This is a genomic window from Chryseobacterium sp. OSA05B, assembly GCF_019970065.1.
Classification (GTDB): domain Bacteria; phylum Bacteroidota; class Bacteroidia; order Flavobacteriales; family Weeksellaceae; genus Chryseobacterium.
In genome coordinates, this window is record NZ_JAHXYH010000001.1 from 1,385,531 (window position 1) to 1,409,082 (window position 23,552).

15 protein-coding genes, 7 tRNA genes and 1 other RNA gene are annotated in these 23,552 nt (G+C 39.0%); 4 read left to right on the forward strand and 19 right to left on the reverse strand.

What is annotated here, in order from left to right; all coding sequences use genetic code 11:
• Positions 1-86 precede the first annotated feature (86 nt).
• Entirely contained in the window at positions 87-1,589 is a 1,503-nt protein-coding gene (locus LC419_RS06330) for a DUF4394 domain-containing protein (RefSeq protein ID WP_223606554.1), read from the forward strand.
• A gap of 83 nt (positions 1,590-1,672) precedes the next feature.
• Here the strand turns inward: LC419_RS06330 and LC419_RS06335 are convergent, their stop codons facing one another.
• The 15 genes from LC419_RS06335 to rpsU form a co-directional block, all read right to left on the reverse strand.
• Positions 1,673-4,771 carry an efflux RND transporter permease subunit gene (locus tag LC419_RS06335; RefSeq protein ID WP_223606555.1) on the reverse strand — a complete coding sequence of 1,033 codons (3,099 nt, stop codon included), beginning with the start codon at positions 4,769-4,771 and terminating at the stop codon, positions 1,673-1,675.
• A gap of 244 nt (positions 4,772-5,015) precedes the next feature.
• Entirely contained in the window at positions 5,016-6,101 is a 1,086-nt protein-coding gene (locus LC419_RS06340) for an efflux RND transporter periplasmic adaptor subunit (RefSeq protein WP_223606556.1), read from the reverse strand.
• A 3-nt stretch (positions 6,102-6,104) separates the two neighbouring features.
• Complete coding sequence (locus LC419_RS06345) at positions 6,105-7,346, reverse strand: TolC family protein (protein ID WP_223606557.1); 1,242 nt, start codon at positions 7,344-7,346, stop codon at positions 6,105-6,107.
• Positions 7,347-7,536: 190 nt separating this feature from the next.
• A complete protein-coding gene (locus tag LC419_RS06350) occupies positions 7,537-8,907 on the reverse strand; it encodes an ATP-binding protein (protein WP_223606558.1) in 1,371 nt (456 codons plus the stop codon).
• Positions 8,908-9,588, reverse strand: coding sequence for a response regulator transcription factor (locus tag LC419_RS06355; protein WP_223606559.1), 681 nt, complete (start codon positions 9,586-9,588; stop codon positions 8,908-8,910).
• 374 nt (positions 9,589-9,962) lie between these two features.
• Positions 9,963-10,034, reverse strand: a tRNA-Thr gene (locus LC419_RS06360).
• Between the two features lie 42 nt (positions 10,035-10,076).
• Positions 10,077-10,149, reverse strand: a tRNA-Gly gene (locus LC419_RS06365).
• An 87-nt stretch (positions 10,150-10,236) separates the two neighbouring features.
• Positions 10,237-10,317: transfer RNA gene (locus LC419_RS06370), tRNA-Tyr, on the reverse strand.
• 20 nt (positions 10,318-10,337) lie between these two features.
• A tRNA-Thr gene (locus LC419_RS06375) sits at positions 10,338-10,411 on the reverse strand.
• A 98-nt stretch (positions 10,412-10,509) separates the two neighbouring features.
• Positions 10,510-10,582 (reverse strand) — tRNA-Gly (locus tag LC419_RS06380).
• Between the two features lie 86 nt (positions 10,583-10,668).
• Positions 10,669-10,749: transfer RNA gene (locus LC419_RS06385), tRNA-Tyr, on the reverse strand.
• Between the two features lie 18 nt (positions 10,750-10,767).
• A tRNA-Thr gene (locus LC419_RS06390) sits at positions 10,768-10,841 on the reverse strand.
• 108 nt (positions 10,842-10,949) lie between these two features.
• Positions 10,950-11,240: an HPF/RaiA family ribosome-associated protein gene (locus LC419_RS06395; RefSeq protein WP_223606560.1), complete on the reverse strand. Its 291-nt coding sequence runs from the start codon at positions 11,238-11,240 to the stop codon at positions 10,950-10,952.
• Entirely contained in the window at positions 11,237-12,124 is an 888-nt protein-coding gene (locus LC419_RS06400; RefSeq protein WP_223606737.1) for a tyrosine-type recombinase/integrase, read from the reverse strand. Before LC419_RS06400 ends, LC419_RS06395 begins: the two co-directional genes overlap by 4 nt.
• Positions 12,125-12,205: 81 nt before the next feature.
• A complete protein-coding gene (gene rpsU / locus LC419_RS06405; protein WP_034723363.1) occupies positions 12,206-12,403 on the reverse strand; it encodes a 30S ribosomal protein S21 in 198 nt (65 codons plus the stop codon).
• 397 nt (positions 12,404-12,800) lie between these two features.
• On the opposite strand from rpsU, the gene LC419_RS06410 reads away from it, so the two are divergent.
• Together LC419_RS06410 and ssrA are read left to right on the forward strand one after the other, a co-directional pair.
• Complete coding sequence (locus LC419_RS06410; RefSeq protein ID WP_223606561.1) at positions 12,801-16,634, forward strand: T9SS type B sorting domain-containing protein; 3,834 nt, start codon at positions 12,801-12,803, stop codon at positions 16,632-16,634.
• Positions 16,635-16,777: 143 nt separating this feature from the next.
• Positions 16,778-17,176, forward strand: a transfer-messenger RNA (tmRNA) gene (gene ssrA / locus LC419_RS06415).
• A gap of 475 nt (positions 17,177-17,651) precedes the next feature.
• Here the strand turns inward: ssrA and LC419_RS06420 are convergent.
• The 4 genes from LC419_RS06420 to LC419_RS06435 all read right to left on the reverse strand — a co-directional run bounded on the left by LC419_RS06420 (position 17,652) and on the right by LC419_RS06435 (position 22,859).
• Positions 17,652-18,614 (reverse strand): hypothetical protein, encoded by a 963-nt coding sequence (locus tag LC419_RS06420; protein WP_223606562.1) that lies wholly within the window; start codon positions 18,612-18,614, stop codon positions 17,652-17,654.
• Between the two features lie 661 nt (positions 18,615-19,275).
• Positions 19,276-20,235 (reverse strand): hypothetical protein, encoded by a 960-nt coding sequence (locus LC419_RS06425; RefSeq protein ID WP_223606564.1) that lies wholly within the window; start codon positions 20,233-20,235, stop codon positions 19,276-19,278.
• 126 nt (positions 20,236-20,361) lie between these two features.
• Positions 20,362-21,156 (reverse strand): AraC family transcriptional regulator, encoded by a 795-nt coding sequence (locus tag LC419_RS06430; protein ID WP_223606565.1) that lies wholly within the window; start codon positions 21,154-21,156, stop codon positions 20,362-20,364.
• Positions 21,157-21,443: 287 nt separating this feature from the next.
• On the reverse strand, positions 21,444-22,859 hold the full coding sequence (locus LC419_RS06435) for an aldehyde dehydrogenase family protein (RefSeq protein ID WP_223606566.1): 1,416 nt from the start codon (positions 22,857-22,859) through the stop codon (positions 21,444-21,446).
• Positions 22,860-23,304: 445 nt separating this feature from the next.
• Here LC419_RS06435 and LC419_RS06440 point away from each other — a divergent pair, with 445 nt between their 5' ends.
• Positions 23,305-23,544, forward strand: a complete 240-nt coding sequence (locus tag LC419_RS06440) for an acyl carrier protein (protein WP_002976354.1) — start codon at positions 23,305-23,307, stop codon at positions 23,542-23,544.
• Positions 23,545-23,552 lie beyond the last annotated feature (8 nt).

Sequence of the window (23,552 nt, forward strand, 5' to 3'; positions counted from 1 at the left end):
AATATTTTTTTATCAACAAAATTTACCCTAAAAAAACCGCTTTTAATGTTTTCTCGTACATACTATAAACCATTAAAAATAATATTATGAGAACAGTATTACACTTCTTTCTGGTCCTGATGACCGTGACGACTTTTTTTTCGTGCGACAACTCCGATGATCCGATGATGATGCCGGACAGCAATGTGACCGGACCAGATCTTATGGCTTACGGACTTACAGGAATGAATGAACTAGTTTCTTTCAATGCCAATAATCCCAAAACATTTGCTGCTAAAACAGCCATTACAGGAATTACAGCAGGAGAAAAATTAATGAGTATAGATTTCAGACCGGCTACCGGAGAATTATATGCTCTTTCTAATGCCAGCAAATTATACATTATTAATACAGCCAGCGCCTCTGCAAGAATCGTAAGCAGTACGGCTTTCACACCTGCAGTTTCCGGAACGATAGCTTCTATCGACTTCAATCCTACGGTAGACAGAATCCGGTTAGTGAGTAATACAGGACAAAATTTAAGACTTCACCCTGAAACCGGAGCTGTGGCAGCAACGGATACCAATATCTCCGGTACCGGAACGCCAAGTATTAACGGAGTAGCCTACACGAACAGCAAAGCAGGTGCTTCATCCACTATCCTCTACGATATTGATCCCGTAGCCGGAAAGTTATTTAAGCAGGATCCTCCGAATAACGGAACTTTGGTAGAAGTAGGAAGTCTTGGGGCTACCTTCTCGGGACAGGCTGCTTTTGATATTAAATTTGATAACAGTACGTCTTTACTTGCCTTAAACGAAAAATTACATGTCCTGGATCTGAATAGTGGTAAAGCTACTTTTATAGGATCATTTCCACAAGCTGTTATAGATCTTGCGATTCCTACTGAAGCAGTAGCTTATGCCATCGACAATTCAAATAATCTGCAGATATTTAACCCTAACAGCCCGATGCCGGTTTCAAAAACAGTGGCCGGACTTCAGACCGGAGAAAATATTTTAGGAATCGATTTCCGCCCTTTGAACGGGCAATTGTATGCTTTAGGAAGTTCAAGCAGAATTTATACGATTAATTTAGGAACCGGGGCTGCTACGGCTGTAGGGAGCTCTCCTTTCGCCACTTTACTGGCAGGAACGGATTTCGGATTTGATTTCAATCCAATGGTTGATAAAATACGCGTAGTAAGCAATACCGGACAAAATCTTCGTTTGGATCCTGTTACCGGAGGGATCACAGCAGTAGACACAGCCATCACTCCAGTTACGGCAATGATCGGAGCTGCCGCTTATACCAATAATTTTGCAGGAGCTACGTCTACTACTCTATTCGTGATCGATCATAATACAGATAAATTATACCAACAAACGCCTCCCAATAACGGAACTCTGGTAGAAACCGGTTCTTTAGGCATCAATATTACGAATGCTAACGGTTTTGATATCGGCAGTGTAAGCCAGAAAGCCTATCTGATGGCTACGGTGGGAACCTCAACAAAATTATATACCGTCAATACGACATCGGGAGCTGCTACAGCCGTTTCTGATTACCCTAATACAGTAAAAGCTTTTGCCGTAGGATTAGGATTTTAAAAGACTCATAATAATTATTTCGATACCAAGAAGCGCGGAAAACTATGTTTTCCGCGCTTCACTTAATATAGATAGAAGAAATATTAAATCTGTTGGGACTTCTTCGTCCTGTTGAAGATCCAGAAGATAATCGGGAAGATCAACAGGGTTAATACGGTTGCTGTAATCAGTCCTCCGATAATGACAATAGCTAAGGGTTTTTGGGATTCCGAACCGATGCCTGTGGATAATGCAGCCGGCATCAATCCTATCGAAGCCATCAGGGCAGTCATGATAACAGGGCGGGTTCTTGATTTTACCCCGTTTAATATGGCATTATCTAAAGTCAGTCCGTTCTTGACATTCTGATGGAACTCTGTGATCAGGATGACTCCATTCTGGATACAGATTCCGAGCAAAGCAATCATTCCTACCCCTGCGGAAATTCCGAAATTCATTCTGGTCAGATGAAGGGCAATAATTCCCCCGATCAGTGCGAAAGGCACATTCGCCAATACAAGTAACGAGTCTTTCATATTTCCAAACAGGATAAACAACAAGAAAAATATTCCCAGAATACTGATTGGAACCACCTGTGCCAGTCTGTGTGAAGCTCTCTGCTGGTTTTCAAACTGACCTGTCCATCCGATGGAATAACCATCCGGAAGATCAATATTTGCTACTTTTTTCTGTGCATCGGCAATCGTACTTCCTAAGTCACGGTCACGGATCGAGAATTTAACTCCGATGTATCGCTTAATATCATCTCTGTAAATAAATGCGGCTCCGTTATCTTTTACAATGGTACTGATCTCTTTCAGCGGAATTTTTGCACCGCCCTGTGTAGGGACCATTAATGAAGCAATATCATTCTCATCTTTTCTGTATTCCTGGGAGTAGCGGAGACGGATTGGGAATTTTCTTTCACCGTCAAACATTTCTGAAGCGGTTTTCCCACCAAAAGCCATTTCCAGTACAGACTGTGCATCATCTGGCATCACGCCGTAAGCCGCCATTTTATCTCTGTCCAGCACCACACTTACTTCCGGTTGTCCAATATTTTTAATGATTCCCGGATCTTTTACTCCGTCTACATCTTTGATCTGTTTCAACACCTGATCTGCCAGTTTATCTAAAGTTTCCAGATTGTCTCCATAGATTTTGATCCCGTTTTCCGCTTTGAAACCGGCTACGGCTTCTGCTACGTTATCTGAGATCGGCTGGGAATAATTAAAGGTAATTCCCTGGTAACTTCTGAGTTTTTTATCAATCTCTTCGATCAGTTCTTCATAGCTGATCTTGCGCTTCCATTCATCTTTAGGCTTAAGGTTAACCGCAAACTGTACAAATCCAAATCCGTTCGGGTCCGTTCCGTCATTACTACGTCCTGTCTGAGCCAAAACATCGGTGACTTCGGAAAAGCTCATAATATCTTTTTTCAGAAGGTCTGCCGTTTTCAAAGATTCCTTTAATGATGAACTCATCGGCATTTCTGCGGTGATCCAGAGTGAACCTTCATTCAGCTGCGGCAGGAATTCAGTTCCTAAGAATTTCCCTGAGAATAATGTAACCACCATGAAGGATATGGCAACAATTAAACTCATTCTTTTATGTTTAAAAGTATAGTTGAATCCTTTCAGAACAATTCTGTCCCAGAAATTCACAAACGGGTTGTTTTTTTCTTTTACATTCTTATTTAATAAAATGTGGGAAAGAACCGGAACCAGCGTAAGCGTGAATATCAGTGCTCCTATCAGCGCAAATCCTAATGTAAATGCAAGCGGCGAGAACATTTTCCCTTCTACTTTCTGGAAGGAGAAAATAGGAATCAGAGAGGTGATGATAATTAATTTAGAAAAGAAGATCGCCTTTCCTAAACCTGTTCCTGTCTGTTTGATCCAGCCTCCCTTTGAGAGTTTATTAAATTTTTCTGTTCCGTATTTGAGAGCTTTGTGGTCGAGCATCACAAAGAGCCCTTCCACCATGACGACGGCTCCGTCAATAATGATCCCAAAGTCTACCGCTCCCAATGAAAGCAGGTTCGCACTCATTCCCGCCAGCTTTAAGCATAAAAATGCAAATAACAGGGACAGTGGGATAATAATGGAAACAATAAAAGTCGTTCTCCAGTCGGCCATAAAGATCAGGACGATCACGGTAACCAGGATGATTCCCTCGATCAGGTTGTGCATCACAGTGTGGGTAGTGAAGTCCATCAGATTGTCACGGTCGTAGAACGTTACCATTTTGACATCTTTCGGAAGGACCTTTTCATTAAGTTCTTTGATTTTCGCTTTTACTCCAACCAGAACTTCTCTCGGGTTCTCTCCTTTTCTCATCACCACGATTCCTTCTACCGTGTCTTCATGTTTATTAAGACCGGCCTGCCCTACTCTCGGCATAGAGCTTTCGTGAACATCTGCCACATATCTTACCAGTACAGGGTTCCCGCTGTCATTCTGGATGGTAATATTTCCAATGTCCGCGACTGATTTTACAAGACCTATTCCTCGTACCACATAGGCCTGCCCGTTTTTCTCGATCACATCACCTCCGACATTTAAATTACTTTTGGTAACGGCATCATACACCTGAAGTGGTGTCAGATTGTATTTATCCAAAGCTCTCGGATCAATACTTAATTCGAAAACTTTATCCTGACCTCCGAAAACATTGATATCTGCAACACCCGGAACTCCTCTCAGTGCACGGTCTATCACCCAGTTTTGCAGAGTAAGCAACTCTCTGGAGTCTTTTGTTTTACTTTCCAGGGTATATCTGAAAATCTCCCCGGTAGGCCCGTAGGGTGGCTGAACTTCCGGATCCACCTCATCAGGAAGGCTTACGGTTCTTAATTGGTTATTCACCTGATTTCTGGCGAAAGTATCATCCACCCCATCGTCGAAAAGAATTTTAACGATAGAGAGACCAAACATTGTGGTACTTCTCACACTCGTTTTCTTCTGAACCGGGCTCATGGCCAATTCGATGGGCGTAGTGACAAAACGTTCCACTTCTTCTGCGCTACGTCCATTCCATTGGGTTATAATGACAATCTGGGTATTGGTAACATCGGGGAAAGCTTCAATGGGCATATTTTTGAAACTTATAAAACCCGCAATGGCCAAAATAGCTACCCAGATAAAGGTAAATGCTTTGTTTTTTAACGAGAAAGCAATTATATTTTTAATGAATTTATTCATGATAGATTAAATTGGTGACCTAAAAAAGCCGTTGAAAAAATTGTTGATTCTTCCTGTTTTTTCAGTATGTTTTCTGAACCGTTAAGGAAATGAAGAGGTGAAGAATAGTTAAGCAATTCGCAAGCGAATTTTGGTAAGCAGAATGCTTAAAAATATCTCCAGATGTTTTTCTTAATTCAGCTTAACTTCTTACTTCAACATTTCAATAATTCTTAATGTTTCAAATTACATTCAAAATAAAAATTTAACTGTTCAGAGAACGGTAGATCAGCAGCTGGTTATTGGTGATCACTTCTTCTCCTTCAGACAGGCCTCCGGCTACATAGGTAATATCTCCCACCTGCTTTAATATTTTTATTTCTTTCACTTTTATATCGGTTCTGGATTTAAAAACGACCACAAAACTTCTGTTGTCATCGAAGATCACGGCTTTTGAAGGAACTGTCAATGCTGTACTGTTCTCTGAACTTGACACTTTAATAGTTGCTTTACTTTCTGGGATCAGCAGGCCGTTGGCGTTATCCAGTACAACTCTTGCCTGCATGGAATTAGTTTCAGGATCAATGATTTTGAATATCTTATCAATTCTTCCGTCAAAAACTTTATCCGGATAGGAAAGTGTGGAAACCTGCGCTTTCATTCCCAGGCTTATTTTTTCAATATCAGCTTCATTGACGTTCATAATGGCCCAAACATTGGTCGTATTGGCAACATCAAAAATATTTTCACTTCTATCGCTTCTCAGCTGCATGTCTTTATTGATGTTCTTCTGAACGATGTATCCGCTGATAGGCGCAAGAACGCTGTAGATATTTCCCTTTTTCACATTGTAAACCGTACTTACGGCGGTAGCTCTCTGCATCTGGTCCTGGGCTTTCTGCACGACACTTCGGGCTTCAAGAACTTCTCTTTCCGTATTCAGCTTTCCTTCATACATTTCTTTGGCGACACGCAGGTTGTTTTGAGCAACTACAAGATCTGTTTTCGCATCACTCACATCTTTCTGAACTTCGGCCAGCTCTGTACTTCTGATGGTAGCCAGTACCTGCCCCTTTCTGACGTAATCTCCAAGCTCTGCATTTACACTCAAGACATTTCCGCCTACTAAAGGATACACATCGATGTAGCTGTTTTTATCGGCAGATATCTTTCCGTAAAAGCTATATTGGTCTTCTATGTTTTTCGCTTCCACTTTGGCCAGAGCGATGGAATTAAGCATGGTATTGCTCAGTTCAAACCCTTTCTTGGCCTGTGGTGCTTTTTCTTCCTCTTTTTTAGTACATGATAATAATGATAGGGCTATCAGTAAAGGGATTATATATTTTTTCATTGCTTAATAGAAGATTTTCGTTTGTATGAGTTGATTAAGTTGTTCTGCCGACTGCATGATTTCATTCTTCATATCATAGATCTGGAGCGCCGTTTGTCTGTAGCTGTCCATGAAATCTGTAAATTCTATAAGGTTGACGTTTCCTTTTCTGAAATTTTTCAGCATTCCGTCATACACCAGTTCCATATTGCTCAGATCTGTGGATTTGATCTCAACAAGCTGATCATATTGGCTTTTCCAGGTTTTATAAGCAGACTGAACTTTGGTTTCCAGATTCAGTTTCTGATAATCTGCATTTTTCTGGTTCTGCTGAATGGCGAAATTGGCCTTTACCACATTTCCCTGATTGGATTTCCATAAGGGTAACGGAATACCGACCATCAGGTTGACCTCGTTTTTAAAGGTTCCACCATTCTGGTCCCATCCGGCTCCCACGTTAAGATCCGGAACATTCAGAGATTTCTGCCATTGTGCGTATAATTTACTGTTGTCTATTAATTTTAAGAAATACTGGTAATCGGAATTATTTTCCAGGGCTTTCTTCTTTAATTCATCTTCATCTCCGAAAGGTTGAGCCGCAAGAATTTCTTTGGCATCCACCTCAGAAAGCTGGGGTTCTATATCATCTGAGATTCCCGTCAGGACTTTTAAACTCTGCTCAAATTCAAGGATGTTTTTATTGATGCCCAGTTTATCATTGTTAAGCTGAATCACGAGACTTTGCAGTCTTACTTCATCTTTAAGGGAAACGTTTCCTTTGGCAGATTGCGCACGGTAAGCACTTAAAAGGTCATTCATGTACCCCAACTGCTTATTGGTATTATCCAGTTTCAGTTTTTCGTAGTACAGATTGAAATATGCTGCATGAAGCTGGGTTCTGAGATCTACCAGCAGCTGCGAAAACTGAAGCTGTGCCAGTTCTTTGTTTGATTTTGCAAAAGCAATTTCGTTTTTCTTTTTTCCGCCCATGTAAATCAGCTGGGTGATCTCTGCTCCTTTGGCATGCCCTATATCAAAGGCTTTCTTACCTTCAGGATTATAGGCATTGATCTGTCCGCTCAGCTGTGGAAGTTCCCATATCTTAGCCTGCAGGATATCTGCATCGGCCATGTTGATGTTGTATTGTTCTGCGAGAAGCTGAAGATTGTTTTTCTGAAAAGCCTCTTCACAGTCCAAAAGTGACATCTGCTGCTGCCCTGCCATGAATGAGGAAATGGCAATAAACAGCCCTGCAATTTTGTTCATTCTATCTTTATTTATGGTACAAAATTGCCGCTATACGATTAAAACGACCTTAAAGGAGCCTTAAAAAAAAATTAAATTTGGATTATGAACATCGATCAATGCTGTATTTGTCGGAAAAATGACAGGTTGGAAGCCGGAAGATAGAATGCAAGGCGCCCATATTTTATAGAAGTACAGCGTGAGAGCTTTATTATATTTGTTTATTAAAGATGATACTGAACGTATTGGTCTGTTCGGCAGGAGAAGAATATATGATCTCTGCGCCGTGGTATTCAAGGATTCTTTTGACAATTCGAAGTCCGAGACCGGAGCCGGAAATGTTTTGGGAATTATTTCCGCGCATAAAAGCTTCAAATAATTTGGACTGCTCTTCTTCAGGAATTGTATTGCCGCGAGAGATCACATCTACCGTAAGCTGATCGTTTGTCTCCGTGATCAGAACATCCACTTCCTCATCATCAGAGTAGACCGCTGCATTTTTAAAGAGGTTGATAAAGACAATCACCAGCAGGGACTGAATACCACTTATGGTCAGAAGACCGTTTTCAGAAGTATCTTCAGAGATCAGGAAGTCCAGTTTCAGCGACGGATAGCTTTTTTCTACGGCTTCGAAAGCTTCAAAAATAACTTCGTCAATTCTTACCTCTTCGTAAATGCTCTGGATATTTTCTTTATCAAATTTGGTAAGGAGTAAAAGAGAATTGGTAAGATCCGACAGCTGATAAACGTCTTTCTGAATTTGTTTTAAGGAAATTAAAGTTTCAGGAGAATGTTCCTCAAACTTAATCAAATTTTCCAGCTGAAATGCCATCCTGGTAATAGGAGTCCTGATTTCATGGGAAGCACTTGCTGTAAAGTCTTTCTGCGACTGAAAAACATCGTCCAGCCTTGCAATCATAGTATTAAATGATTTGGCCAGAACATTGATCTCATCATTCGACTCCTGAACAGGAATCTGCGTGGTGAGTTTATGGGCTGTGACTTCTGAAATTTCAGTATTCAGATCTTCCAAAGGGCGGAGAAACTGTCCCATAAAGTAATAGCTGAAAAACCCGATCAGAAGGGTACTCATTACATACGCTGTGATCAGAAGGTATTTCAGGTATTCCAGTTTTGATTTTCCATTGGTATCAAACGCGCTGGTGAGGATATAATAGTTTTCGCCATTGATATTCCGGAGCGCCGCATAGATTTCGGGAACTGTTTTTTCTGTGTATATGATTTTCTTTTCGTCAAGCTCTTTGAGAAGGGCGTTATCCCAGGTGACATTACGGTCTTTGATCGTACTGTAGATAAGCTCTTTTTCGCTGTTGAAAATCAAGATGGTCTCATTGAGAAGGATATTATCCGAGTTTTCGTTAAAAAAGATCGGAGCTTCTTCTTCGAAATCTTTAGACTTTGAAATGAAGTGGGAGGTAAATTCAAGACGCTGTCTGAATCTTTCTTTAAACTCATCTCTTCTGAAATCATTAAAAGACAGATAGATAACCGCCATTACCATTGCAAAAAGCAGGGAAAAGGCGATACTGATCGTTAATGCTATCTTTCTTTTTAAAGACATCTACAATGGGCTTAGGTAATATCCGAAACCGGAACGGGTGTGTATCAGTTTCAGTTTAAAATCTTTATCGATCTTCTTTCTCAGAAAATTGATGTAGACTTCTACGGTATTGGTATTCGTATTGAAGTTATGCTCCCATACGTGTTCGGTGATCTGCTGTTTGGAGACGGTTCTTCCCTGTGCTTCGGCAAGATAAACCAGCAGCTGAAATTCTTTTAGCGTAAGCGCGATCTCATTGCCGGCTCTGTACACCTTCTGCTCTGTTTTATTAATGATAAGGTCATCCACTCTGATGATATCCTGATCTGCCGTGTCGGATGGCGCTTTTCTCCTCAACAGCGAGTTGATTCTTAACAGCAGTTCTTCAAACTGAAAAGGTTTTACCAGATAATCGTCGGCCAGTCTTGTGAAGGCATCTTTTTTATCGGAAATATCTCCGTAGGCCGAAATAATGATGATGGGTGTATTTTTATCGAAAGAACGGATGGTCTGGCATACATCCAGCCCGTTTATTTTGGGTACATTAATATCCAGCAGATACAGGTCGTAGGTATTGTTTTTGATCTGGCGGAGAAAGGTTTCACCGTCATATATTTTGTCACAGGTAAAGCTGTTTGATTCCAAAAACCTGCAGAGTTCTGCCGAGAGAATAAGGTCATCTTCCAATAAAAGAATATTCATCAAAAATTTATTTGATACGAATTTAACGAAAATTTTATGATTTCTGTCTACGGGTTATGATGATAAAGGAATTGAGACAGCATTTTTAAAACTCCTTTTCATCTAAATTTACAAATACAGTCTACGATTAGTTCAGATAATTCAGAATAAAAAAGTCTCAGCAATTATTTTTAAAGTAGTATTTAATTTTTTTAACACAAAGTTTGATTTTAATACCACATACTATAAGGTTGTAAAGAGAGAATCAATTGCATTGATTCGACTAAGTGGGCGTATGATCTATAGGCCTATCATTCGGCGTCGTTAAATTTTAATTTTAAATTAGGAAAATTTTGGGCAAAAAAAATCCCGAAAGAAATTCGGGAAATCTGGAGAGCCAACTACGGGACTTGAACCCGTGACCTCTTCCTTACCAAGGAAGCACTCTACCGCTGAGCTAAGTCGGCACTAACTAAAAAAAATCACACTAATCAGCGTGATTTTCTTTGAGCGGAAGACGAGGGTCGAACTCGCGACATTCAGCTTGGAAGGCTGACGCTCTACCAACTGAGCTACTTCCGCAATTTTGTTTCCAAAACTATTGGTAAACGCTTTGCAAATCTAGGAAAATCCTTTTAAATCTGCAAGACTTTTTTTAATATAAAATAGTGGGAAGAGCAGGATTCGAACCTGCGAAGCCGAAGCAACTGAGTTACAGTCAGTCCCATTTAGCCACTCTGGAATCTTCCCAAAATATTATATTAAAATTGAGCCTCCAGAGGGATTCGAACCCACGACCCCGAGATTACAAATCACGTGCTCTGGCCAGCTGAGCTATGGAGGCAATTTTAAAATGTAGTCTGAATGCTTTAGAGAAAATCTACTCTATGCTTTTTCAGCTGTTAAAAAAAAATCACCCACATGGAGAGTGATTATATTTTGAGCGGAAGACGAGGGTCGAACTCGCGACATTCAGCTTGGAAGGCTGACGCTCTACCAACTGAGCTACTTCCGCAATTTTGTTTCCAAAATCATTGGTAACGGTCTGCAAATCTAAGAAAACTTCTTGAAACCTGCAAGACTTTTTTTAATATAAAATAGTGGGAAGAGCAGGATTCGAACCTGCGAAGCCGAAGCAACTGAGTTACAGTCAGTCCCATTTAGCCACTCTGGAATCTTCCCAAAAGTTTATATTAAATGAGCCTCCAGAGGGATTCGAACCCACGACCCCGAGATTACAAATCACGTGCTCTGGCCAGCTGAGCTATGGAGGCATAAATAAAAAGAATTCAAAAGAACGCTGTTCCCTTTTTGCGAGTGCAAATATAGAACGGTTTTTTTGAATTCTCAAACTTTTTTATGACTTTTTTTATCTTTTTTTCTTACGCCATCTCTTTTTTCTTGATTAGTAGCTTTTTAGCAGTATCAACACAAAGGTCCAAACTTTCTTCAAAAGTTTCAGATGTCTTTTTTACAACGATATCATCACCCGGAACGGCCAGGATAAGTTCGGTAGTTTTATTGTTTCTGTCCGAAGCGTTTTCAACTTTTAGGAATACCTTACACTCATGAATTTTATCATAGAAGGTTTCCAACTTGCTTACTTTTTTGTCAATGTGTGATTCTAATGGTTCGTGTGGAGTTAAACCAATTGAGTGAACTGTAATCTTCATAATTCTTCTTTTTTAGATGCTCGAGGGTGAGCCTGATTAAACACTTTTTTCAATTGTTCAATATTGGCATTCGTATAGACTTGAGTACTTGCAAGACTGGAATGCCCTAATATTTTTTTTACTTTGGAGATCTCCGCCCCATTATCCAAAACATGCGTAGCAAAGCTATGCCGAAGGATGTGAGGACTTCTTTTTTCTTTCGTTGTTACAAGACTAAGGTACTTATTAACTACCACATAAACAAATTTTTCTGAGAGTTTTTTACCCTTTTTATTGACAAAAAAATATGATTTATACGGGTCTTCCGGTTTCCTTATTTCCAAGTAACTTTCCAACAGATGAGACAGATCTTCGGAGATGGGAATAAAGCGTTCCTTATTTCCCTTTCCTATTACCCTTAGCTCGTTTCCGCCTATATTTACATACTCAAACATCAGGCCACAAAGCTCGGCTTTACGCATTCCGGTCTGATATAGCACCTCAATAATACATTGATCAAGGAGATCATGATGCTCCGGGAGAACACGATCACTCAGGGTCTGCATTTCTTCCTGTGAGATAGGGATCTGTTTTTCAGCATAAAACTTAAGGGAGGAGATGCTTTCTGCGGGAGAAACTTTGATTTCACCGATTTTTAAAAGAAATAAATAAAAACTTCGAAGAGTGGATAATTTTCTGTTGATACTTCTTTTTGAAATATTATTTTCACTTAGTTCAACAATAAAATTCCTGATGACTTTTTTGTCGGCTTTGGAAATATCGTCGGAACCTTCTGTTTTGAGGTAGAAATGGGAAAAATCCTCAAGGTCTTTTTTGTAGCTTGTAACGGTATGAGGTGAATACCTCTTCTCGAACTGTACGTATTCTATATATTTATCCAACATCATGAAAGGTGTAAAAACAAAAATTCACCTCTCAAATATACGAATATTTAAGAAGTGAATTATATGTGGTTAAGAAAAATCTTAAGCCTGTTCTTCCTTACTAAGGCCTCTTTGTTTGTAAGCGGCTTTCAGTCTAGATTGTCTTAAAGTTACAGAAGGCTTAATAAACGCTTGTCTAGATCTCAATTGACGAACTGTACCCGTTTTATCAAATTTTCTTTTATATTTTTTTAATGCTCTGTCGATGGATTCCCCATCTTTTACTGGAATTATTAACATATTTTACATCTCATTTTGGATTGCAAAGTTAACATTTTTTCATTAATTCACAAATTATATTATTTAAAAATAATTTCACCGATATTATTTTAACCTAATCGATTATTTAAACGGTATTATTTAATTGTTTTTAGTGTAAAATGTTTACAATTTTAACTTAATCATCAAATTAATTTAAAATATAACCGAAATCTATTAAAATAAATTTATTTCAATAGATTTGTAATTATTAAAACTCTAAAAACCAGACTGCTATGAAACCTCAGGAAAAGAACAATCCTTTCATTCTTCCTCTTCTTTTACGTATAAGCCCCTATACTTTCTGTACTCAAACCATTCATTCATAAGGAAATAACAATTTGTTAAAAACTTTCTTTCCATAAATACTTCTTTCATTATGACAAGAAAACTACTCCTCTTCTTTTTATTCATTTTTTGTATATCCCTTTCTGCACAGGAAGACTGCAGCTCAGCTATAACAGTATGCGGAAACTCTAATATCAATTATACACCTTCCGGAATTGGAAATATTAACGAAGATGTGGGAGGTTGCTTATCCGGTGAACATCATTCCGTGTGGTACAAATTTACCATTGCAACAAGCGGTACGCTTACTTTTAATCTTGTTCCTACAGGACCTGTGGATTATGATTGGGCCATTTACGGACCCAATGCAACCTGCAACAACCTGGGGTCACCCATCCGTTGTAACGCATCCGGCGCCCTTACCAGCACGGGAATGAATATGACCAACAACAATACGACATCAGCCGGTGGAAACACTGATCCTTACTGCCGGTATATGGATGTTGTGGCAGGGCAGACTTATTACCTCTATCTGGATAACTGGTCTACGACGGTGTATACTTTTAACCTGACATGGGGAGGAACTGCAACATTTGTTTCTCCATTCAACAATTCTACAGCAGCTCCGAATCCGTTTATTCCACCGGGAACACCCGGCCCAAATGCCAACTCACCACGGGAAATCGGAATTTGCGGAACCACTGCTCTTTTCAACTTCACCACCTTATCCGCGGGCATATTAAATGGAAATCCTAATTTTACGGTAACCTATTTTAATAGCGCCAATAATGCAGCCACTGGAACCAACCCTATCACAGCACCGGTTACCGTCAATACGACGACTACCTATTATTATAATATTAATTATCACGACCCGAACAGCACAAACAGCACTATCAATGCCTGTAAACAAACCAACGCTATCGTTTTTAGAAATAAAAGTTTAACAGCAGCTATCACGTCTTCATCTACCGTTTTATGTCCGGGAGGAAATATAACCTTAACCTCAAATAATACAACCGGAAATACATGGTCTACAGGTGCCACCACACCAACGATCACTGTAACAGCTCCCGGAACCTATACTTTAACGAGTACGAACGGGATCTGTACAAGCAACCCAGCCTCCGTTACCATTACCCAGGACACAGATCCCAGCGCAGACATAACCGGAAATCTTGTACTCTGCGAATCCACAGCCACACAGCTTACGGCTTCTTCAAACGGAACCGGAAATACTTATAGCTGGTCTACGGGTGCAACAGGGAATACCATTTCAGTTTCGGCACCGGGAATCTATACGGTGACGGTAAAAACACCGGCCAACTGCCAGTATACAAAATCTGTAACGGTGACTCAAGGGGTCGTTCCGGTTGTTCAAAATTCAAGTTTAAGCCAATGCTCCAATTCAACGACTGCCGTTTTTGATCTTACCTCATCGCAGGCCAACATCAGCACCACTGCCAATGTCAGTTTTGATTATTATGTCAATCAGGCGGATGCTCTTGCCGGAAATACCAATACCATTACCACTCCGGCAGCTTACAGTTCGGGAAATGCAACTCTATATGTACGTGTAAAATCAGGAACCTGTTTTAAAGTCGCTCAATTAGAATTAAACATCACTCAATCTATCACTCCAGCCATTACGCCGTCTTCCACAACGATATGCCATGGCGGAAATGTCACTTTAACGTCAAGTATTACAACGGGAAATACATGGTCAACCGGTGCAACAACACAATCGATCACCATTACTTCTCCCGGAACGTATAGTTTAACCAATACAAGCGGAACCTGTACAAGCAATCCTGCTTCCGTTACAATCACCCAGGAAAGCAATCCAAATGTAGAAGTTACCGGAAATTTATTACTTTGCGAATCTACGAGTACACAACTTACCGCTTCTTCAAACGGAACAGGAAATATATATACATGGTCTACAGGTACAACAGGAAATACCATTTCTGTTACGGCACCGGGAATATATACTGTCACAGTAAAAACACCGGCCAATTGCGAATACACAAAATCTGTAACGGTAACCCAGGGCGTTGTTCCGACTGTTCAGAATTCTAGCTTAAGTCAATGCTCCAATTCAGCAACGGTTATTTTTGATCTTACCTCCGCACAACAGAACATCAGCACCACAGCATCTGTAAGTTTTGCTTATTATATCAATCAGGCGGATGCTCTCGCCGGAAATACAAACACCATTGCAAATCCCACAACTTACGCATCAGGAAACGCTACTATTTATGTCCGTGTACAATCTTCAACATGTTTTAAAGTCGCCCAATTACAGCTTTCCATCACACAATTTCCTGTACCGACCATTACGGCATCATCTACAGCAATCTGCTATGGAGGAAGCGTTACTTTAACATCAAGTAATGCCACAGGAAATACCTGGTCGACAGGAGCAACGACGCCATCCATCACAATTACCAGTCCGGGAACTTATACTTTAACCGGATCGAACGGAATATGCGCCAGTACACCAGCATCTGTGATCATTTCATCGGAAAACAATCCCAACGCAACCATCACGGGAAATCTGACTTTCTGCCAGGGATCTTCAACAGCACTCACTGCATCGGCTCAGGGAACTGGGAATACATTTGTTTGGTCAAATGGCGTAAACGGGGCTACAAATACCATAAATACACCAGGAACTTATACCGTTACGGTCACCACACCCGCCGGCTGCGTTTATCAAAAATCTGCGACCGTCACTATGGATGCTGCTATTATTGTTAATATCGCTTCTCCTACACAGATCACTTGTCCCAATCCACAGGTTACATTAAATGCTACCGCTTCGGTTTACCCACCAGGCTCTACATTTGCATGGACCGTCAGCAACGGAGGTGTTATTGTTTCGGGAGCGAATACTTTAACACCAATAGTCAACAACGGCGGAACCTATACCCTTACGATCACCAGCGCGACACCTTCAGGCTGTACCAATCAGGCTGCTGTAACGGTCATAAAAAACACCACTCAGCCTGCCATAAGTGTTTCTGCACCTAAACTTACAATCTGTCTCGGAGAATCAGTAATGTTAACAGCGACAGGTGCTGCTACCTACACATGGACAGGGCTTTCCGGCAACGGAAATACACAAACTGTATCACCCACTGCTACCACAACTTATACTGTAACGGGAACCGGGGCTAATGGATGTACAACACAAACACCTGCTACCATAACGATTAAAGTGGTCCCTGAAATCGTTTCTACATTACATGATATTGAAATCTGTAAAGGCGATAAATCCATACTGGACGCCGGAGCAGGCCTCAACTACACTTATCTCTGGAGTACCGGTGCGACAACACGCGCCATCAATGCAGAACTTGCAGGAACTTATTCTGTAACCATCAGCAACGGATTCTGTTCTAAAGTATTTACAGCTACCGTAAAATACATTGTTACTCCGGAAATCCTGAGTATTGTCTATAAAGACCCTACTTTAACGATTAACATCAAAAACAGCGGGAGTCTTCCTGCGGAATATTCCATTGACGGAGGAGTGATCTGGCAGTCTTCCAATATATTCACCCATGTTCTGAGGAATACTCAATATTCTATCAAAGTAAGGAACAGAGGTGCATTATGTGAAACGAGCGCCACTTACTACACTTTCTTTATGTCAAATGTAATCACTCCCAACAGCGACGGTAAAAATGATGTGATCAATTTTACTGAAATCAGCAAATATGGAAATTTTGAGGGAAGCATATTTGACAAGTATGGAAAGGCGGTTTTCAAAATCAGCACAAAAACTCCAATCTGGAATGGAAGATACCTCGACAGCCCTCTCCCTTCCGACACGTATTGGTATAGATTATTCTGGGAAGACAAGATCACTAAAAAGCCGGTCGAAATATCGGGTTGGATCCTGTTAAAAAACAGAGATTAATCAATCTTCACCTGCCGGCAGTAATTATTGCCGGCAGGTTTTATGTATAATTTGTTTAAAAACTGAGTTTATTTTTCAAAAGCAATGCGTGACATTAACCGTATGTAAACAAAAATCTCTATCTTTGCATTCACTTTATTCATGGGGTTGACTGGTTTCGACAGCAAGATCAATGGGTAAGTAAGCATGCAGAGAACCGTAGCGCGATCTCTTAAATCCCTTGCTACACAACTTTAACTGGCAACGAAGAGTTCGCTCTTGCAGCTTAATCCGAATAAAGTAAGATTCAAGCGCTTTCCCGAAGATAGTAAGGAAGCAAGATATCTCACAAATGCTCCGTTCTACGGCGTTTGATCCTGGGATATAGGAATGTAGAAATAAGGTTTCTGACGCTTCGGCTGAAACTCGAAAATTTTAGAAGATAAGCTGGAAGTTGGGTGTCTATCCTCTGCCTTCAGTCGAAAACCAATGGTAGAATAAGCATGTAGAAATCTTATGTATTGCTTGTTTGGACGAGGGTTCGAATCCCTCCAACTCCACTTTTTAAACCAAAGAGAATTTGTAAATAATTACATTTTCTCTTTTTTTTATTTTGTATCCGAAATTGTTCCCAATTTCCATCAGCTTTCTAATTTTGTTATCTAAAGAACAGATATTAATATTCTACAAGTATAAACAATTACATATTGTTGACTAAGTTATTTTATAGTGCAAAAATCTATCTTCGAATACAAACCAGAATTTATTTGTTAAGGCTTTGTATATGAATCTTTGAAGTAGAGCTACAGTAGAATAATAAACAACGATTCAATATTAAAAATGGTGGTCCGGATTGCTGAATCATCTAAGAATCGAAATTGACACTTAATCATTTGTACGAATCTACATTTCTTTGAGTGATATGCTTAGATGTTTATTTAAATACCTCGTCGAAAAAAGGCCTCCTGTTTGTGAGACCTTTTACTTATTTATATATGGTGGATGTCTTACCTAGCTAAGACAATATAAGGCGATAAATTATAAAGTATATTTTTGAACAGTCAATTTACCCGATTCCCCTGATTTTCCGTCAATCCCCTTTACACCGTCAGTCCCATCAACCCCCTTTCTTCCTCGTCCTCTTTCAGCACTTAAATGTGTACAATTTCCAGCATTGGAACCACCTTCACCACCATCACCACCTCTTCCCCCAATACCAATTACACCTGATTCACCCGCTAAACCTTTTTCAGATGTTAGATTAAAAAGATTTTCAGTCGAAGGGTTTTTATTAATATAATTTACAAAAAAGAATCCTCCATTCCCTCCATTTCCACTATTCCCTGCATTCCCTCCTGGGGTTCCGTTAGTTCCATCACTCCCTCTTCCAGGGCCTCTTCTGCAAGAACCGAAATCACCGTTCCTCGCATTTCTTCCATTGCTTCCTTTAATACCATTTTTACCAGGCATACCACTTCCTGCATTCCCTCCATTCTGAGCATTTAAATTAATTGTAATTAAACTTTCAATTTTGTCCAAAATAAAAAATTTCACTAAACTACCATTATCTCCATTATTTCCATTTGTACCATTTATATTTTGTTCATTCCCATTTAAACCATTTTTTGCAAAATATTGATTGAATGATTGAATACTTGACCTATTATCAAATTCAATTTTATTTGCGTACACTTCGAGAGAATTTCCATTCGCAATTATTTTAGTGTTTTCCAATTTTAATTTATCAATCGCTAACACGAATAGCGAGTCATTTTCTCCGATATTGCCGAGATTTAGTTCTACATCTCTAAGAATCAGGGTTCCGCTTTGATGTAATCTTTGAGTTAACTCATTTTGTGTATTTAAAATTACAGCATTAGTAATTTTTGACGGTATGTCCGTAAATTTAATTTTACCTGATAAAATTAGAATTTCACTATTTTGACAATGGAAGTTCGCCACAGCGAACACCGTGCATAAAAACGTTATTAAAATTTTCATGGTTTTGTTTTTTTGATTAGAACTGGTATATAATTTTTAAATAATATTTCTGTTAAATCACTGTAAAACAATCATTAATCCTAAATACTATGATTGTCACATTTTAAGTCTTATTAATATCCTAAGTATTTCGAATTATAATTTGAGAAACTTACAGTATTTATTCTCATTGACTTCCCATGGCAGTTCATTTTTGTTTAATGAAATCAATTACTCTCTGTTAGCAAACACTTCAAGTTTTTTGTTTAGCTATGATTGGGTTTAGTTTTATGAATGTAAATTTCTTATTTTATAAAGAATAGAACAATCACCCTTTCGGGTAATTTTTCTAATTACTATCCATTACTTTTAAATTGGGATTAATTATTTGTTTATTAGAACTAAAAATTTTACGGATTCGAATATGATTTGGATCCAAAAGCAAAAAATTCCCGGTCTTTTCAACATATCAAAAATAGAAGAGATTCAATAATTGGATGAACTACTTTAAGAAAGACAGAGGATATATTTGAAATTCGCCAAATTTATCCAATTCCACAAAAAAGCGCTTTGTTTCAATTAGGACAAAACGCTTTTTAATATTTACCACATTTGATCAACTGAAATTAAAGAAATATTTTAATTGATCTGTATGCTAATCATAGAATTCGTAAGGATACTATTAAAAATTACTAAGGGTAACTTTAAACACATTTCCTTTTTCACCATCCTGTCCATCCAAGCCATCACCGAGTGTTTTGGGCTCCGGATAAACGCCATCAGAACCTTCAGGGCCACGTCCGCACCAACCATTCTTAGACCCGCCATTACCGCCATACCCCGGTTTTCCGGCCTTTCCGCCATTACCTCCGATACCTCCATTACCCCCTCTTATGTAAAATTTTGCTGCATTCACAAATACTTCTGTATATATGGCGGTTGAAACAAAATAAATATCGGAACCATTACTTCCATTTCCACCTTGTCCGCCCATTCCACCTCTTCCGGATTCAGCGCCATTTCCTCCCCGGCCAGGACCTTCTTTACAATCAAAGGCGGAGGTTGCTCCTTCTTTACCGTTAGAACCATTCCCGCCATTTCCTCCGTTTCCACCATTTCCGCCGTCTCCTCCGCTGATACCATCAAAATCCAAAACAAATTTTGAGTCTTCAATATTTTGAAGAGTGTCTATACAGATAATTTCTTTGGCAATAATATACAGATTCGGATTTTTTAAGGTTTCTCCATTTTCACCTGCCAAGCCAGCCTGTCCAACCCATCCCGGCTGCCCTTGTCTATTGACCTCTCCTACTCCATTAGCGCCATCATTTCCTTTAAGTCCATTAGCACCATTTTTCCCATTAATGGATTGATCGATCTCTATCCTTACCGGAAAACTGTTATTTTTTAACTTCAACTTATCGCAATAAATCACCCAAAACGGCACATTACTATTGGTAAAAGTCAGTGTCGCATCCGGTTGACAAATAATTTCATTCGCTTTTAAGATCTGTCCGTTAAAAATTTCTCCTTGATTGACAGGAAATACATTTTCAATAACTGCTGTATCATTAATTAAGTTCATTACATCTTCAGGTAATGCCTCATTAAGACTATTAAATACTAATTCTTGAATGTTCATGATAAAAATTTTTAATTATAAATTTGTTATAATCAAAAATACCACGCTCTATTCGCCTGAGAAATAACACCTTTGTGTAATTTTATCAACATTTCACATCATGACACATTATGATACACAGCAGGATTACAATAAAAACCTGCTCGGTGGCAACCCATATTGTTTTTTAAAAGCAAATGAAAAATGGGAAAGATCTTCAAAGCCCAGATCCAGATAGATATCCGTTGCTTTCTTTCCTTTTTCCAAAAGATAACGGGCTTCCTGAAGTCTCTTTTCCAACAGCCATTTTCTCGGTGCGGTGCCGAATATTTTTTCAAAATCCCGTTTGAAGGTCGCCAGACTTCTCCCTGTCAGATAAGCAAAACGGTCCAGTTTTACATTGAAATGGTAATTCTTCTGCATAAAACCTTCTAGATCTATTTTATATGGATCAGAAATATCATACAGGATATTTTTTAATGACGGATCTTGTCCAAATAAGAGGACTAAAGCTTCTTTCTGTTTCAATAAAGCCAGCTCGGGAGATTTATTCTCCAGCAGATTCTGGTACTGAAGCAAGGATTCCATAAAGTATTTCAGATGCTTCACTTCTGAAACATCAGTAAAAGCAAACATTTTTGACCTTTCCGGGAGTACAAATTGTTCTTCTGAGCTCATCTCCTTCAGCATTTCATCGTCAAACCTGATAGATAAAGATTTGAATTCCAATTCTTCACCCGGTTTTTTCAGAAATTTCAGTAATTGATTTTTACGGACAAGATAAATATCTCCGCTCCTGAATATTTTTCGGTGAACACCATCATTAAGTTCCATTTCTCCTGAAATCACCATCGACAGAGCATTGTAGGAAACAAATTGTTCCCCTTCACGAAAAACAGTAAAGTAGCAGGAGTAATTGATGTAATCTATATTTTCAGACATTTCTCTTCGGATTAAAGTCAAGCCGGAAAAACTCAGACTTGACTGTTCAATATAATATTTTTAACCTGAGTTTGGGATAAAAAGTTAAGATTAAAAGAGTGGAAGTTACTATTGAGCAGTAAATACTTAACGATTCCTTTAAATGTATTGAAGTCGTTTTAAAAGATCAATAAAACATCCTGTATTTCTATCTTTGGACTTCATTAGCTTCCCTCTTTAGGCTTCTGAATTCATTATCTGATAATAAAAACTAAAATATCCCGAACTCAGTTTTTTTTAATGATCATTCAAACCAAAATTGATTTCGGTTCCAAATATTCTTCCAGGCCAAACGCTCCGAATTCTCTTCCAATCCCCGACTGCTTGAATCCTCCGAACGGCGCCAGCGGATCATGTTTGAAACCATTCACACAAACCCTTCCGGCTTCAATCTGAGAAGCCACCCTGATGGCACTGCTCTCATCCGAAGATGTCACATAAGCTGCCAATCCATAAGGTGTATCATTTGCAATCGCAATAGCTTCTTCTTCATTTTCATAAGCGATAATCGAAAGTACAGGTCCGAAAATTTCCTCCTGTGCAATGCGCATCTCATTTCGGACATTGGTGAAAATAGTGGCTTTAACGAAGTTTCCATTTTCAAGACCCTCCGGTTTTCCAATACCACCGGCTAATAATTCTGCTCCTTCTTCCAAACCTAAGTGAATGTAACTTTGAACGCGATCAAACTGCTTTTCAGAAACCATAGGACCTACATTCGTGTTCTCATCGGAAGGGTTTCCTACAACCACCTGACGTGCTGTTTCTTTAGCAATGTTATTAACTTCTTCCAGTCTTGACTGAGGAACCAGCAAACGGGTTGGCGCAATGCAGGCCTGTCCACTATTCATATAAGCACCAAAAACAGCCTGGGGAATGGCCTGTGTAAAATCAGCATCATCCAGAATAATATTAGGTGATTTCCCGCCAAGTTCTAAGGTTACTCTTTTCATACTGTCCACCGCGCCTTTAGCAATCATTTTTCCTGTGTGGGTAGAACCGGTAAAAGAGATTTTAGCAATATCTGGATGGTTCACAATTTCATTTCCCACAACATTTCCCAATCCGTTCACGACATTGAAAATCCCTTTTGGCAAGCCGGCTTCGTGAAAACATTCTATAATGATTTGGGTCTGAAGTGCACTCATTTCACTAGGCTTCACAACGACTGTACAGCCTGCGGCAACTGCTGTGGCAAATTTACTGCATATAAAACCATTGCTGGAATTCCATGGGGTAATAATACCAACCACTCCTATCGGGGTCATTTGTACAAGGCTATTTCCTGCTTTTCTTTCAAATTCGAAATCAATGAGGGTTTCTATCATATGTTCAAAAGCGCCCACCATATTCCGGAAGCCTGCCGTGCAGAATTGTCGGGTTCCGCCATATTCCATGATCATAGTTTCAATAAGTTCTTCTTCACGTTTTTCTACAGCCTTCTTTAAGTTCCTAAGAATTTCTACACGTTCTTCAATTTTCGTTTTTGAAAATGTTTTAAAAGCTTCTTTCGCTGCAACAATGGCTTTTTGAGTATCTGCTTCATCTCCTAAAACCACTTCTCCTATTTTTTCATGATTGAAAGGATTAATAAGATCGAATACTTCTGTTCCGTGTAATCTGATAAATTCACCGTTGATGTAAGCTTGTTCTATACGTTTCATATTGTTTATTTTAATTGTACAGGACAAAGTTCTCACAATTACGAAGGAATTATTTTGTTCTATGGCTCAATTCAACTTTGTTATAAAGCTCAGAATACGTATAAAATTACCCGTCTGTTTCTCCGATGAAAATTTAAAATAATCTTTTATACTCAAATTCCACAAACAATAAATCAGTTCTTATTCCTCATGATCTGATCTCGTTTCAGACTGAAATAAATGCGATCAGCCTTCTGCCACAAACCATTTCACACTTTCTTCACCTACTTTCACCATCTATTTTACTTATGATTTACATAGCAAACATAAATACCTGAAAACGAAAACACTAAAACTTCTCACTATAAAATAAGTATAGTCTACCCACAAAAAAGACTAAAAAAATGTTTTATCGTGAAGAATTTTATATATTTGCACCATCTAACAATTAAAAAAATAATTTACTATGTCAGACATTGCATCAAGAGTAAAAGCTATCATCGCTGATAAGCTTGACGTTGAAGAAACAGAAGTAACTCCTGAAGCTAGCTTCACTAACGATTTAGGAGCTGATTCATTGGATACAGTTGAGTTAATCATGGAATTTGAAAAAGAATTCAACATTCAAATCCCTGATGATCAGGCTGAAAAAATTACTACTGTAGGTCACGCTATCGCTTACATCGAAGAAGTAGTAAATAAATAATATTCTTC